The organism is Enterococcus pseudoavium NBRC 100491 (assembly GCF_001544295.1).
GTDB classification, from domain to species: domain Bacteria; phylum Bacillota; class Bacilli; order Lactobacillales; family Enterococcaceae; genus Enterococcus_A; species Enterococcus_A pseudoavium.
Genome location: NZ_BCQF01000021.1, coordinates 33411 through 48909 on the forward strand (window position 1 = coordinate 33411; position 15499 = coordinate 48909).

Sequence of the window (15499 nt, forward strand, 5' to 3'; positions counted from 1 at the left end):
TTCATTTTATCGTAAGTCAGCTAGGAAAAGCTGACTTACGTATGGCAAGCGTGACTCTTATAAGTCTTCAGCAGTTTCGATTTCTTGGATTAAATCTGATTTTTGTTCGGCTTTTTCAGCAGCTGCTTGCGCTTCGACTTCTTTAGCAGATTGTTGTTGCTCTGCATATTTCGTCAAGGCATCAACTGTGATTAAGTCGTCATCATCATCATCCATGTCTCGCAACTCGATTTCTTTGTCATTGATATCTAAGACTTGCATATCTAAACCAAGAGCTTGTAATTCTTTCACCAATACGCGGAAAGATTCAGGTACACCTGGTTTTGGAATAGGTTCACCTTTGACGATGGCTTCGTAAGTTTTCACACGACCAACCACATCGTCTGATTTGTAAGTCAAGATTTCTTGTAGGGTATAAGCAGCACCATATGCTTCCAGTGCCCAAACTTCCATTTCCCCGAAACGTTGTCCACCAAATTGAGCTTTACCACCCAATGGTTGTTGCGTAACAAGAGAGTAAGGTCCAATTGAACGAGCATGCAATTTATCATCGACCATGTGGGCCAATTTAATCATGTACATAACCCCAACGGAAATACGGTTATCAAATGGTTCACCCGTCCGGCCATCGTAAAGGACAGTCTTAGCGTCTGCCGCCATACGAGATTCACGTACAGTTTCCCAGACATCGCTATCTTGTGCGCCATCGAATACTGGTGTTGCCACATGGATACCTAATTGACGAGCAGCCATCCCTAAGTGCAATTCCAATACTTGCCCGATGTTCATACGAGATGGTACCCCTAATGGATTCAACATGACATCCACTGGTGTGCCGTCTGGTAAGTATGGCATGTCTTCTTCAGGCATAATGCGCGAAACGACCCCTTTATTTCCGTGACGGCCGGCCATTTTATCCCCTTCATGGATTTTACGTTTTTGCACGATGTAAACGCGCACCAACATATTCACACCTGGAGATAATTCATCGCCTGCTTCACGAGTAAAGATCTTCACGTCATGAACGATCCCGCCGCCGCCGTGAGGCACACGTAGAGACGTATCACGAACTTCACGGGCTTTTTCACCAAAGATCGCATGTAATAAACGTTCTTCAGCTGATAATTCTGTTACCCCTTTAGGAGTGACTTTCCCAACTAATAGGTCGCCATCGTGAACTTCAGCACCGATACGGATAATTCCCATTTCGTCTAAGTTCTTCAAAGCGTCTTCCCCAACGTTAGGGATTTCGCGGGTGATTTCTTCAGGTCCTAATTTTGTATCACGAGCTTCTGATTCGTATTCTTCAATATGGATTGAAGTATAAACATCATCTTTCACCAAACGACGGCTCATGATGATGGCATCTTCATAGTTGTACCCTTCCCAAGTCATGAAGGCTACGACTACGTTTTGGCCTAATGCCAATTCGCCGTTTTCCATTGAAGGTCCATCAGCTAAGATATCGCCAACATCAACTTTTTCACCTAAACCAACTAATGGACGTTGGTTGTAGCTGGTTCCTGAGTTTGAACGACGGAATTTAGTGATGTCGTATTTATCTAATGCGCCATTGTCGCGACGTACACGAACTTCGTGAGCATCAACGAATTCAACGACACCTTCGTTTTTACATAATAAAGCGGCACCTGAGTCATGAGCTGCTTTGTATTCCATCCCAGTACCAACCCATGGAGAACGAGGTTGGATCAATGGAACAGCTTGACGCTGCATGTTGGCACCCATCAAGGCACGGTTAGAGTCATCGTTTTCCAAGAATGGGATACAAGCGGTCGCGACTGCAACTACTTGTTTTGGCGATACATCCATGTAATCCACTTTATCAATCGTTACTTCCAAGTTTTCAGAAGTTGCACGAGCCATAACCACATCTTCAGCGAAGGTGCCGTCTTCATTCAACTTACTGTTTGCTTGGGCAACAACGTAATGGTCCTCGATGTCAGCAGTTAAGTAATCGATTTTATCCGTTACTCGACCAGTTGCACGATCCACACGGCGGTAAGGAGTTTCGATGAAACCAAATTTGTTGACCTTGGCATAAGAAGCCAAGCTGTTGATCAACCCGATATTGGGACCTTCGGGGGTTTCAATTGGACACATCCGGCCATAGTGAGAATAGTGAACGTCTCGAACTTCATAACCGGCACGGTCACGAGTCAAACCACCAGGTCCTAAGGCAGATAGACGACGTTTGTGCGTCAATTCGCCGAGCGGATTGGTTTGGTCCATGAACTGTGACAACTGAGAAGAACCGAAGAATTCTTTGATGCTGGCAACAACTGGACGAATATTGATCAATTGTTGCGGCGTCAACGTTTCTTGGTCTTGAATTGACATACGTTCACGAACGACCCGTTCCATCCGGGCTAACCCGATTCGGAATTGGTTTTGTAACAATTCACCAACTGAACGGATTCGACGATTTCCTAAGTGGTCGATATCATCGACATTGCCGATACCTTCCATCAAGTTCAAGAAATAGCTCATTGAAGCAATGATATCTGCTGGGCGAACGGTGCGCACAGAAGAATCTGGATAACCGTTACCGATCACTGTTACTTCACGTTCTGGATCTTTTGGTGAAAAGACTTTGATAACTTGAACAGTCATTGGATCCGTTACAACTGCATCTTCAGATGGGTAGTAAGTAACGGAATTCAACCCATTTTCAAGTTTTGGTCCTAGTTCTTCCATCACTTGGTGCGTAAGAACTGTCCCTTTTTCAACGATGATTTCACCCGTTTCAGGATCAACCAATGTCTCAGCTAACGTCAAGTTCAATAGACGTGTTTTAAGGTCTAATTTTTTATTTACTTTGTAACGACCAACATTGGCTAAGTCGTAACGTTTTGGATCAAAGAAACGAGCCGTTAATAAGCTCCGTGAGCTGTCTGCTGTTTTAGGTTCGCCTGGACGTAAACGTTCATAGACGTCTTTTAACCCTTCTTCAGTCCGAGAATCACTTGGGTTTTTGTGCAAGTCTTTCTCGATTGTATTGCGTAATGATTCGCTTTCGCCAAAGATTTCAAAGATCGTATCATCTGAACCAAAACCTAAAGCACGAACTAACGTGGTCAAAGGAATTTTACGTGTGCGGTCGATCCGAACGTAAGAGATATCTTTTGCGTCTGTTTCCATTTCTAACCATGCACCACGGTTAGGGATAACGGTTGAGCCAAAGCCTTCTTTTCCGTTTTTATCCACTTTCCCGTGGAAGTAAACACCGGGAGAACGAACTAATTGGGATACGATAACCCGTTCGGCCCCGTTGATGATAAAGGTTCCTTGTTCCGTCATTAATGGGAAATCACCAAAGAATACTTCTTGGGATTTAATTTCTCCAGTTTCACGGTTTACTAAGCGTAATACCACATGTAATGGTGCAGAATAATTTGCATCGTGAGAACGAGCTTCTGCAACGGTGTATTTAGGTTCTTTCAATTCATAGTCAACAAATTCAAGTGACAAGTTTCCATTAAAGTCTTCAATTGGCAAAATGTCTTCAAACATCTCTTGCAAGCCCTCATCTAGGAACCATTGATAAGAATCTGTTTGAATTTCGATCAAATTCGGTAATTCCAACACTTCACTGATTCGTGCGAAGCTTCTGCGTTCTCGGTGTTTCCCGTATTTCACTACGTGTCCAGCCAAGTTCTTCACCCCTCTTAAAAGTTTGAAAACCGATCCGAAGATAAATTACATTTATGTTACGAAAATTAAATTTAAGTAACAACCGACATTTTTTGCGGCTTTTAGGCAAAAAAAAACCAAAAATAGAACATTCTTTTGAAAAGATTTCGCAAGCTTCTACTTTTGTTTCCTTATTAAAAGCCGGAACGGACAATATTTCGTTCCTGCCTTTTATCATTTCAGATAGTTTTAGCAAATTAATATAATACACGACGCCAGCATAAAAGTCAATAGGTGCTAGGACTGAACGGCCTTTTTCGCAACCTTTTCTTAAAACTTTCAGTAACTATAATTGGTTTAATTCGTTTTACATTTTTGAATTTTCTGAATATTCTTCTTTTTATTATTGACATCTCATTTTTCTTACCGTATACTAATTTACATCTTAACAAGTTGGAGGTTGTTCCTGATGGTGCATACAAAAAGCTCACAACTGAATAACCGCTATTACTTTAGCTATTTTAGATAGGTTTGTATTCATCGGAATGGATACAAACAACCTCAGTGTTTTTTGTATCTATGATGGCTAGAGCATTTCAACGTACCACCGGCCGCATAGAGAGATCTAAGTGGCTGAAGCAGTATTCATTTGCATTCCTATCACCCACTTAGAGTTCGAGACTTCTAAGCGGGTGATTTTTTATTACAAGAAAATGAGCCCTTGATTTTCAAATATAGTTTTACTTAGGACTTAGTCAAAAACAAAGCATAAAATTTAAGCCTGCTATTTCAATAGTTTCTTCTAGCGGAATGACATATGGCTTGAAAATAAATCCATTAATACGAAAAAGGAGCGAAAAAAATGAAAAAAGCGATATTAGCAGGAATTGGATTGGTAAGTTTATTAATGTTGGGAGCTTGTGGCAATAAAGAGGCTGGTGGCAATGATGACGCGAAAAAAGTTGGGGTCTTACAATTGGTTCAACATCCCTCATTAGACAATGCTTACGAAGGGTTCAAGGAAGGGTTAGCTGAGGGCGGTTATAAAGAAGGCGATAATTTGACTATCGAATATCAAAATGCTCAAAACAACCAAGACAATCTAAAAAGTATGAGTGAGAAATTAGTGAAGGAAGAACCAGATTTGCTATTAGGCGTAGCTACTCCAGCTGCCCAATCTTTGTTAAATGCAACGACAGAAATTCCGATCACCGTAACTGCTGTTACTGATCTGGAAGAAGCCAAATTAGTGAAAAGTGATAAAAAGCCGGGGGGCAATGTTACCGGAACGACCGATATGGTTCCTATCGACAAGCAAATTGACCTATTGTTATCAATCGTTCCTGATGCAAAATCAATCGGGATTATGTACAACGCTGGTGAAGCCAACTCAAAAATCCAAGCCGATCTTGCTGAAAAAGCATTGAAAAAAGCTGGCATTGAAGTCAAAGTCAAAACGGCCAACACAACGAATGATGTTCAACAGGTAACTGAATCTTTAGCTGGTGAAACTGATGGTATTTATGTACCGACGGATAATACCTTCGCGAGTGCCGCTGCTGTTATCGGAGATGTTGTTAAAGAAAAGAAAATTCCTTTAGTAGCTGGTTCAACTGAACAAATCGACGGAGGCGGATTAGCAACGGTTGGGATCGACTACAAATCTTTGGGTAAGCAAACCGGGAAAATGGCTGCCAAAATCTTAGACGGCGATGCTAAACCAGCCGATACTCCGGTGGAATCAGCAGAAGATTTGAAATTAGTCGTTAATAAAGAAATGGCTGAAGCTTTAGGCATTGATCCAGCCAGTATCAAAGAACCAAAATAGTTAAATCAGAACAGTTCTCCAAAAGAAAGAGGGACGAATCATGAATGTTATCACTTTGTTATTATCAGCGACGTCACAAGGTATACTCTGGTCATTACTAGCGATCGGTGTTTACATGACTTTTCGAATTTTAGATATCGCCGATCTAACCGCCGAAGGAAGTTTTCCTTTGGGCGGCGGGATCGCCGCAATCGGAATCGTTAACGGGTTACATCCTGCACTAGCCACTATCTTAGCCTTTGGCGGTGGGATGTTAGCCGGTTTAGTGACTGGTATTTTAAACACAAAATTTAAGATTCCGGCGTTGCTAGCGGGGATTATCACCATGACGGGTCTATATTCGGTCACTTCCCGAGTGATGGGGGCCCCAAACATCGCTTTGTTGGGCGAAAACACCGTATTTACAATGGCTCAAACGATGGGACTATCGAAAAATAATGCAGTTATTCTAATCGGACTGCTAATCGTTTTACTAGTTATTTTACTGTTGGTCTTGTTCTTCCGGACTGAAATCGGATTAGCTGTTCGCGCAACCGGCGATAACCCTGAGATGAGTGAAGCAAATGGCATTCGAACTGAGAATATGAAACTTTTAGGTTATATGATTTCAAACGGCAGTATCGCTCTTTCCGGTGCCTTATTAGCTCAGAATAACGGCTTTGCTGATTTGAATTCCGGCGTTGGTACGATCGTCATTGGCCTAGCATCGATTATCATTGCTGAAGTGTTGCTGCATAATAAGCCCATCTGGGTGCGCTTGATTACTATCGTAGTAGGAGCGATTATTTACCGCTTTATCTTGGCTTTAGTATTCGAAATGAATGTCGAACCGACAGATTCTAAATTAGCTTCCGCGATTGTCCTTGTCGTTTGTCTTTCTTTACCACAAATCCGTTCGAAATTTACGATCAAATCAAAAAAGAAAGGGGCCGATGCAAATGCAACCAGTTTTAAGAATTAGTAACCTACACCAATACTTTGAACGGGGAACGGTCAATCAAAACCATGTGTTGCGTGGAATCAATTTAAGCCTCGCCCCTGGCGAATTTGTGACCATTATCGGCGGAAACGGAGCCGGCAAATCAACTTTATTAAACAGTGTTGCTGGGACACTACCGGTAGAAGAAGGCCAATTATTCTTAAATGAAGAAGAAATGACAAAACATTCGGTTACTAGACGCTCAAAAAAAATCAGTCGGGTTTTCCAAGATCCTAAAATGGGAACTGCCGTCCGCTTATCGGTAGAAGAAAACTTAGCACTAGCAATGAAACGCGGACATAAACGGGGATTTTCTCTAGGTGTTAAAAATAAAGACCGGAGCTTCTTCCAAGAACAATTAGCCATGCTGAATCTGAACTTGGAAAATCGTTTAGACGCAGAAATCGGGCTGCTTTCTGGTGGTCAGCGCCAAGCCATCACCTTATTAATGGCGACGTTGCAACGTCCAGATCTGATTTTATTAGATGAACATACTGCCGCGCTGGATCCCAAAACATCATTAACGGTTATGGAGCTGACTGAACGACTGATTCGTGAACAAGAACTGACCGCCTTTATGGTGACCCACAATATGGAAGATGCGATCCAATACGGCAACCGGCTGATTATGCTCCATCAAGGGCAGATTGCTTTAGATTTAAAACAATCAGAAAAACAAAACTTAACGGTGCCAAAATTAATGGAGCTCTTCCAGCAAAATTCAGGCGTTGAACTCAAAGATGATGCATTGTTGTTAAGCTGACATCCCTATACTTTTTTATTTCATCCCCCTTTCTTGACAGGCTGCTTTTATGCAGCCTGCTTTTTTGTTACACTACTCGTAACTGAAAAAAAGGAGGAGCGCAGTTGACGACAAAAGAACAAGTTTTGGCGCGCTTAAAAGCAGCTGAAGAAGTTTTATCTGGTGAGGCCCTAGCCCAAGAACTCGGTGTGTCTCGAACGGCTATCTGGAAGGCCATCAAAGAACTAGAAAAAAAAGGCTATCGAATCCAACATTTAGCTAAGGGGTATCGTTACCAACCCTCAGATATTTTAGATGCCAAAGAAATTCAAGAGCAGATTAAACAAGCACTTGATGTTACGGTGCTAGAGACCTCTGTTTCAACGATGAAGGATGCACAGTTAGCAGTCGTAGAAGGAAAATCCGCACCTTTATTAATCGTAGCAGATACACAAGAAGCCCCCCACGGTCGTTTTAATCGCCCCTTTTTCGCGGTTAAACAGCAAGGTATTTATATGAGTTTATTGTTGGAACCGAAAGAACAGTTAAACGAGCTGCCACAATATACGGTCGTAATGGCAGTCGCCATCGCGGATGCGATCGATGAACTCTTAGGAGTCGACAGCCAAATCAAATGGGTCAATGATATTTATCTGAATCAGAAAAAAGTCGCCGGTATCCTCACTGAAGCGATGACAGACATTGAAACCAATTCCTTAAAATACATTATCATTGGTATGGGAATCAACTTTTCGATCCCACAAAAAGATTATCCGGCTGAACTCCAGGAAAAAGTAACCTCCTTGTTTCCAAGTGGCGAGGCGCCGATTACTCGCAATCAATTAATTATCAAAATCTGGAATCGTTTCTTTGCCTTATTGGCCGATCATGATTATTTAACTACTTATCGTAAGAAATCATTTGTCCTAGGCAAAAAAGTGACCTTTAAGCGTAAAGACCAGGCTTACCTAGGAACCGCCATCGCCATTAGCGACACCGGTGAATTAGTCGTCGATCTAGGGGATGAAACAATCAACTTGTCATCTGGCGAGATTAGTTTAAGTTCAATCCAGTAAAAGAGCTAGGACAGCAGTGTCCCAGCTCTTTTATTTAACGCATCGTCACTAATTCTTCACTGCCGGTTGGATGGATCGCTACGGTGTCATCGAAATCTTTTTTCGTTGCCCCCATCTTAATTGCCACGGCAAAGCCTTGCAGCATTTCATCGGTTCCTATGCCAATTGCGTGTAACCCAATGATTTTCTCTTCTTCCCCAAGACAAACCAATTTCATTTCACATTTCTGACGATAGTCGCTCAGCGCAAAGTACATCGGCGTGAAACGTGAACGATAAACCTTGATTTGCTCTTTACCATGACGTTCGATGGCTGCTGCTTCAGTCAAGCCAATCGTTGCCATCGTTGGATGGGTGAAGATCACCGTCGGAACATTTTCATAATCTAAAAATTCTTCTGACTTGCCATTAAAAATACGTTCCGATAATCGTCGACCCGCCGCAATCGCAACAGGAGTCAAATCAATCTTGCCAATCACATCGCCAACTGCATAGACCCCTTCGCTAGTCGTATTTTGAAATTTATCGACAATCACAAAACCTTTTTCATTTAACGTTACTGAAGTATTTTCCAACCCTATTTTATCCGTATTCGGCAGACGACCACCGGCAAATAAAACTTGATCTCCAGATAAGGTATTGCCATTTTCAAAATAAACGGTGTACGTTCCATCAGCATTTTGTTTGATTTCTTTTGCTACATGATGATCGTATAATTTCATTTGATTGTCTCGATAGATTTCCATCAAGTTATCGGCTAACATCGAATCAAACGTCCGCAAGGGCCGATCATAACGGAAAGCCCAAGAAACTTGCGTCCCCATCCCTTGCAAGACACCACTCAGTTCTGCCGCAATATAGCCGGCACCTAAAACAACGACTGCTTTCGGTTGTTCGGTCAACTCAAAGAAACCATTAGAATCGATGGCAAATTCTCCACCAGGAATCTGCATTTGACTCGGCCGACCACCGGTTGCAATCAAAATATGAGGGGCCGTATACTCTTCGCCATTTACGCTAATTACATGGTCCGATTTGAACGTTGCATAGCCTGCAATGCGCTCCACATGATTGCTATCCAGTCCGCGGTCATAGGCACCATGGAGAAAATCGATATATTTCTCCCGACGCTCAACTAATTGTTTAAAATCAAATTTTTCAACATCTGCTTGAATACCATAACTAGATGCGTCACGCTCAATCATTTCTAACATCGAGCTGGCTTGCCACATTACTTTTTTAGGAACACAGCCGACATTGACACAGGTTCCACCAATTTTATTTCCTTCAATCAATAATACTTTAGCCCCATACATCCCCGCACGATTAGCCGAAGCGATTCCACCGCTTCCGCCGCCAACAACAATGTAATCATATTCTTTCATTCAACTGCCTCCTCGTTTATTTTGTTCTATTCATTAAAAATAAACTTTAGTTTTTACTGTTTAAATAAACTGACCAACCACTCCTAATGGGCAGAAGTCTTTCTAGAAAATCAGTCTTTAACGCTATGTTCATTTTAATACATTCTACTGAAAAAGAATGGCTTTTTGCCTAACGAACTTTTAACCCTAATTGGTTTTTTAAAAAGTCGGTGGACTGAAAATCTTCAAAAAATGAAACAAAAAACCGACCCATAAAATAAATTTTTACAGGTCGGCAAAAGCTAGTCTTTCTTTTTCCGAATCATATCACCAGGTTTTACTGGGTGTGCCACCGGCATAGTCAAAACCATCATCGGATTTGGTGCACGATCAATTGATTCGCCTTCATCATTTTTCATTTCGGTGATTGTCTGCTCGAAATGCTGAAAGTTAGGTCCATAAAATTCGATCTCATCACCCACAGAAAAATGATTTCGTTGACGGACAGTCGCAATTCCACTCACTTCATCATAGCTCAAAACTTCACCGATAAATTTATAAACAGGGATCTTCCGACGGGGACCGAATAATTGTTCATTTTCGGTGGGCACTTGATAATAGAAACCAGTTGCTAATTCCCGTTGTGCAACTTTCCATAATTCGTCGATCCATTCTTGTTTACAAACATAGTTATCAGGATCGGCCATATAGCTGTCCACTGCAGCTTTATAAACATTGGCAACGGTGGAGACATAGTGGATCGATTTCATGCGTCCTTCAATTTTTAAACTATCCACGCCATTTTCAATCAGATCAGGAATATGTTCAATCATTGACATATCCACTGCACTCATGGAAAATTCTTCCGTCACATCCCCATTTTCTGTCAATGAACGGTGTTCTTTTGCATAAGGCATATCGAATAACTCATATTTCCAACGGCAAGATTGTGAACAACCGCCACGGTTGGCATCTCGCATCGACATATGATTCGATAATGTGCAGCGACCCGAATAAGAAATACACATCGCCCCATGAATGAAGGCTTCGATTTGCACATCTGTCTTTTGCCGAATCTCTGCTAATTCCTCCATCGATACTTCACGCGCTAGGACGACTCGTTCCAAGCCCTCTTCTTTCCAGAAGTTTAATGTCTCTGCATTAGTGGCCGATGCCTGGGTTGATAAATGAATCTCTAGGCCCGGAGCTTCTGCCGCGCAAATTTCAATCAAGGCCGGATCAGAAATGATCACTGCCGAAATTCCAATCTCCCGTAATTTTTTGAAAAAGGCGCCAGCACCTTCCTCGTTGCCTTCATGGGTGACCATATTGGCGGCAACATAAACTTTGGCCCCATATTCTTTGGCAAAAGCCACGCCTTCCGCCATTTCTTCAAATGAAAAGTTGCCGGCCCGTGACCGTAATCCATAGGCGTCACCGCCAATATAGACTGCATCTGCGCCATAATGGATCGCCGTTTTCAATTTTTCCAATGTCCCGGCGGGCGCTAATACTTCCGGCCGTTTCAATTTTCTCTCTGTCATCTTACTCTTCCCCTATTTAATCGTTGTCGGATCTAAATGATAAAATCCGGTATCCATGCCGCGACTCGCCGGATGGTGCAGACGAATCGCTTCGCCTGCACGAGCAATTGCTGCTTGATCCCAAGACCCTGCTTCGATGGCGGCCTTGGCAGCTGCAAAAGTTTGTGCAATCGCGACAAAATCTGCTCCTGGTGTAAATAACCCATCTAATTTCCAAGTGTGATAACCTGTTTGAGTCAATTCTGCTAATTCTTCAATCAAGTTCAGATCATTATCCGCAAAAATATGTGTCCCATGGGGATCTTCATAGATTGAATAATGAGTTTCTGGTTTTTTCGGCTCCGAAATAAACAATCCGCGCTCTTTCGAACTATCTTCTGACTGTTTCGTGTAATTAAAATAATTATCTAATAGTGGACGCTTCGATTGATGAATACACGTTGCACCGTACACCAAGACTTCTACTGGAACAGTTACTTGCTCTTGCAAGTGCCGCATCTCCTCGAAAGGAACTTCGCGAGCCAAGACCGCGCCAACCGCCCCTTTTTTCTGCCAAAAATTAATTTGACGCGCATTGGTTACTAAAGTTTCCGCGTCATAGATATAAGGTAAATCATAATCCTTCAGTAAATAGATCACCCCTGTATCACCAACAACCAAATGATCCGGCTTAGCATCCATTAAAAAAGCTAAATATTCAGGAATTTTTTTCATCTTTTCGGGATGCATAATACCATTTACTGCAATATTGACTTTTTTTCCTTGGGCATGAGCTAAATCAATCAGTGCCTTTTGTTCTGCACGGGAAAACGAATGGGGGAGTCGCAGACCAAATTCCTCTTCCCCTATGTATAATGTATCAACGCCAGCAGCTAGCAGCTCTTCAGCTTGGGCCACTGATTCTGCCGTCGCAATTAATTCAATCATGGTCTATCCTCCTAGTTCAATCAACCATTTTTCAGCTAAACCCATCATTCCTAAATGAACAAAGGGCTCGTTTGCCTTTCTCATACTATCATAGCTTTTGAAAGTTTCCAACTGAGGTCGCTAGAAAAAAAGCCGAAGTTATTTTTCATTCAAAAAAAGGCGGCACCAACGAATTGGTACAGCCTTTCATTCCAATCTTCCGTTCAATTAAACTTTCTCTGGAACCTTTTCTTCTTTAGCATTTTTCACGGTTAACGTGATTTTTCCTTTACTGGCACCAATCGTTACCGCATCACCCAATTGAATTTGGCCAGACAGCAATGCTTCAGCTAAGCGATCTTCAATTTCTTTTTGTAAAGCTCGGCGAATAGGACGCGCACCATATTCTGGATCAAAGCCAACTTTGCCGATCACATCGTATGCCGCTGCTGTAATCTTCACCTTGATTTCATGTTCTTTCATTCGATCTAAAATCGAACGACTCATGATTTTAACAATTTCGTGAATCTGCTCTTGATCCAACGATTTAAAGACGACTGTCTCATCAATTCGATTGAGGAATTCTGGTCGGAAAGATTTCTTCAATTCCTCTAAAATCCGTTTTTCCATAGCTTGATGATCTTTAGTAATGTCTTTCACATTGAAACCAACATTCTTTTCTTCCCGTAGTTCCGTTGCTCCAATATTGGATGTCATGATTAAAATTGTATTACGGAAATCAACTTTCCGGCCCTTCGAATCGGTTAAGTGACCGTCATCTAAGACTTGCAATAAGATATTGAAGACATCGGGATGGGCTTTTTCTACTTCATCCAGTAAGATCACTGAATAAGGTTTTTGGCGAATTTTTTCTGTTAATTGGCCCCCTTCTTCATAACCGACATAACCAGGCGGTGAACCAATCAAACGACTCGTACTATATTTTTCCATATACTCAGACATATCCACGCGAATTAAAGCCTCTTCACTACCAAACATTGCTTCAGCTAACGCTTTCGCCAATTCAGTTTTGCCGACACCCGTTGGTCCTAAGAACATGAAAGAACCAATCGGACGATTCGGATCTTTCAGACCTGAGCGTGCTCGGCGAATAGCTCTTGAAATAGCTTTTACGGCTTCATCTTGACCAACGACCCGTTTATGCAAGACATTCTCTAAATCCAGCAGTCGTTGACTTTCCTTTTTCTCCAATTGTTGCAGTGGAACACCGGTCCATTGAGATACTACAGCTGCCACATCTTCATCTGTCACTTGATCAATGTAGCCCTTTTCTTGTTTGGCCGCTTTGATTTTTGCTTGCTCCAACGTTTCAGATACTTGCTTTTCTCGCAAACGCAAGCGCGCTGCCGATTCAAAGTCTTGATTCTGAATTGCTCGTTCCTTTTCAGCCACTAAATCTTGAACTTCCTCTTCCAACTCAGATAATTCCGAGACTTCATCCGTTGAATCTAGCCGGACTTTAGCAGAAGATTCATCCATTAAATCAATCGCTTTATCTGGTAATTGACGAGAGTTGATGTAGCGGACAGATAAAGACACAGCAGCATGTAGCGCTTCATCTGTAATCTCTACTCCATGATGGTCCTCGTAACGCGGACGCAACCCTTTTAAAATTTCCTCTGCTTCTTCTGGAGTAGGCTCCTCCACTTGAACACGCGCAAAACGGCGCTCTAAAGCAGAATCTTTTTCAATATATTTTTGGTATTCATCAAGCGTAGTGGCACCAATCGTCTGTAACTCTCCACGAGCCAAGGCAGGTTTCAAAATATTCGAAGCATCAATTGCCCCTTCAGCTCCACCGGCGCCAATCAACGTATGCAGTTCATCAATAAACAAAATGATTTGTCCATCATGATAAATTTCATCGATTACTTTTTTCAAACGGTCCTCAAATTCTCCACGATATTTTGTCCCAGCAACTAAGGCACCCATATCTAACATCATCAGACGCTTACCACGCATATCTTCTGGCACGTCACCGGAAATAATTCGTTGGGCTAGACCTTCAACAATGGCCGTTTTCCCAACACCAGGTTCCCCTACTAAAACCGGATTATTCTTAGTCCGACGACTTAAAATTTGAACCACTCGTCGCACTTCGCTATCACGACCAACTACTGGATCTAAACGTTTTTCACGGGCTAATTTCGTCAAATCACGGGCTAAACCATCTAAGGTCGGTGTTCCTTGTGTATTACTTTGAGTCGGTTTTGTCGGTGCTTTGCGACGATTAGTCGCTCCTTGATTAGCGTTAGAAGATTCGTTTACTCCCATTTTTTTCAGTAAGAGCTGACGCATTTTAGGTAAACTTAACCCTAAATTCACTAATATGTGTGAAGCTAAAATTTCATCATCTCGTAACAATCCCAATAAGATGTGTTCAGTACCCACTAATTTTGCATTAAAGCGTTTTGCTTCATCGTCCGCGAAAATCAAAATCTGCTTTGCTCTCGGGGAATAAGGCAGATAGCCGCCTTCAGGATAGGATTTAACCGAGCCATATCCTGTCATGTGCTCAATCTCTTCACGAATATCATTTTCATTTGAATTCATCTGACGTAATGTTTTCCCAGCGATTCCTTGTTGTTCGATAACTAACGCTAACAGTAGATGCTCCGAACCAACCGAGCGATGTTTAAAATATTTAGCCTCTTGCTGAGCAATCCCCAAGACCGCTTTCGCACGTTCTGTATATAGCTGATCCATATCCCTCACTCCTTTTTTTCATAACTTAAACGCTCTAAAAATCCATGAAGAATTCTTGATCGCAATCTATTTTCAATTTGACTGACACCAAGAACATTCTTCGATACGGCACTCAACATCAAATTGCCTTCATTTTCTGTAATAATTTTTTCTTCAAATAATTTTTGGATAATTCCAAAGGCATTTGCTTCAGAAATTTCAGTTCCAAATGACTCCATCAATTGTTCCAAAAAATAATGTTGATCAGAAATCTTAACTTTACTAATTCGAATATAACCCCCACCACCGCGCTTACTTTCTACTAAATAACCACGTTGAAAAGTAAAACGAGTATTGATCACATAATTTATCTGAGAAGGCACGCAATTAAATAACTGTGCCATTTCAGCTCTGCGAATTTCGATGATTTCACTATTTTCTAAAATTTCTTTCAAGTAAGACTCGATCAAATCAGAGGTATTTCTACTCATAATCTCGCCTCCCATTGACTATTCCTGACCATAATTATATCGAATTTAGAGCACGAAATAAAGAGTAAAGCCTTTCTTTAAATTTGGATAAAAAAAAAGAAGGTTTTCACCTTCTTTTTTGATCGGGAAGACAGGATTCGAACCTGCGACACCTTGGTCCCAAACCAAGTACTCTACCAAGCTGAGCTACTTCCCGATAAACAAAAAAAACTA

10 protein-coding genes and 1 tRNA gene are annotated in these 15499 nt (G+C 41.8%); 4 read left to right on the forward strand and 7 right to left on the reverse strand.

Annotated features, from left to right (window positions below; translation table 11 throughout):
* Nucleotides 1–57: 57 nt before the first annotated feature.
* Entirely contained in the window at nucleotides 58–3672 is a 3615-nt protein-coding gene (gene rpoB, locus EP1_RS10045) for a DNA-directed RNA polymerase subunit beta (RefSeq protein WP_067627019.1), read from the reverse strand.
* Between the two features lie 841 nt (nucleotides 3673–4513).
* On the opposite strand from rpoB, the gene EP1_RS10055 reads away from it, so the two are divergent.
* From EP1_RS10055 to EP1_RS10070, 4 genes are all read left to right on the forward strand, one after another.
* Complete coding sequence (locus EP1_RS10055; RefSeq protein WP_067627021.1) at nucleotides 4514–5479, forward strand: ABC transporter substrate-binding protein; 966 nt, start codon at nucleotides 4514–4516, stop codon at nucleotides 5477–5479.
* A gap of 40 nt (nucleotides 5480–5519) precedes the next feature.
* Entirely contained in the window at nucleotides 5520–6440 is a 921-nt protein-coding gene (locus EP1_RS10060; RefSeq protein WP_067627023.1) for an ABC transporter permease, read from the forward strand.
* Nucleotides 6418–7221: an ABC transporter ATP-binding protein gene (locus EP1_RS10065; RefSeq protein WP_067627041.1), complete on the forward strand. Its 804-nt coding sequence runs from the start codon at nucleotides 6418–6420 to the stop codon at nucleotides 7219–7221. Before EP1_RS10060 ends, EP1_RS10065 begins: the two co-directional genes overlap by 23 nt.
* Nucleotides 7222–7325: 104 nt before the next feature.
* The gene (locus EP1_RS10070; protein WP_067627025.1) at nucleotides 7326–8276 is read left to right on the forward strand and encodes a biotin--[acetyl-CoA-carboxylase] ligase; all 951 of its coding nucleotides are present in this window, start codon (nucleotides 7326–7328) and stop codon (nucleotides 8274–8276) included.
* A 34-nt stretch (nucleotides 8277–8310) separates the two neighbouring features.
* Here the strand turns inward: EP1_RS10070 and gor are convergent, their stop codons facing one another.
* The 6 genes from gor to EP1_RS10100 form a co-directional block, all read right to left on the reverse strand.
* A complete protein-coding gene (gene gor, locus EP1_RS10075; protein WP_067627028.1) occupies nucleotides 8311–9660 on the reverse strand; it encodes a glutathione-disulfide reductase in 1350 nt (449 codons plus the stop codon).
* A 281-nt stretch (nucleotides 9661–9941) separates the two neighbouring features.
* Nucleotides 9942–11183 carry a peptidase U32 family protein gene (locus EP1_RS10080; protein WP_067627030.1) on the reverse strand — a complete coding sequence of 414 codons (1242 nt, stop codon included), beginning with the start codon at nucleotides 11181–11183 and terminating at the stop codon, nucleotides 9942–9944.
* A gap of 12 nt (nucleotides 11184–11195) precedes the next feature.
* Entirely contained in the window at nucleotides 11196–12110 is a 915-nt protein-coding gene (locus EP1_RS10085) for a peptidase U32 family protein (protein ID WP_067627032.1), read from the reverse strand.
* A gap of 207 nt (nucleotides 12111–12317) precedes the next feature.
* Nucleotides 12318–14816, reverse strand: coding sequence for an ATP-dependent Clp protease ATP-binding subunit (locus EP1_RS10090; protein WP_067627034.1), 2499 nt, complete (start codon nucleotides 14814–14816; stop codon nucleotides 12318–12320).
* Nucleotides 14817–14821: 5 nt separating this feature from the next.
* Nucleotides 14822–15289, reverse strand: coding sequence for a CtsR family transcriptional regulator (locus EP1_RS10095; RefSeq protein WP_281176170.1), 468 nt, complete (start codon nucleotides 15287–15289; stop codon nucleotides 14822–14824).
* 119 nt (nucleotides 15290–15408) lie between these two features.
* Nucleotides 15409–15482, reverse strand: a tRNA-Pro gene (locus EP1_RS10100).
* Between the last annotated feature and the right edge of the window lie 17 nt (nucleotides 15483–15499).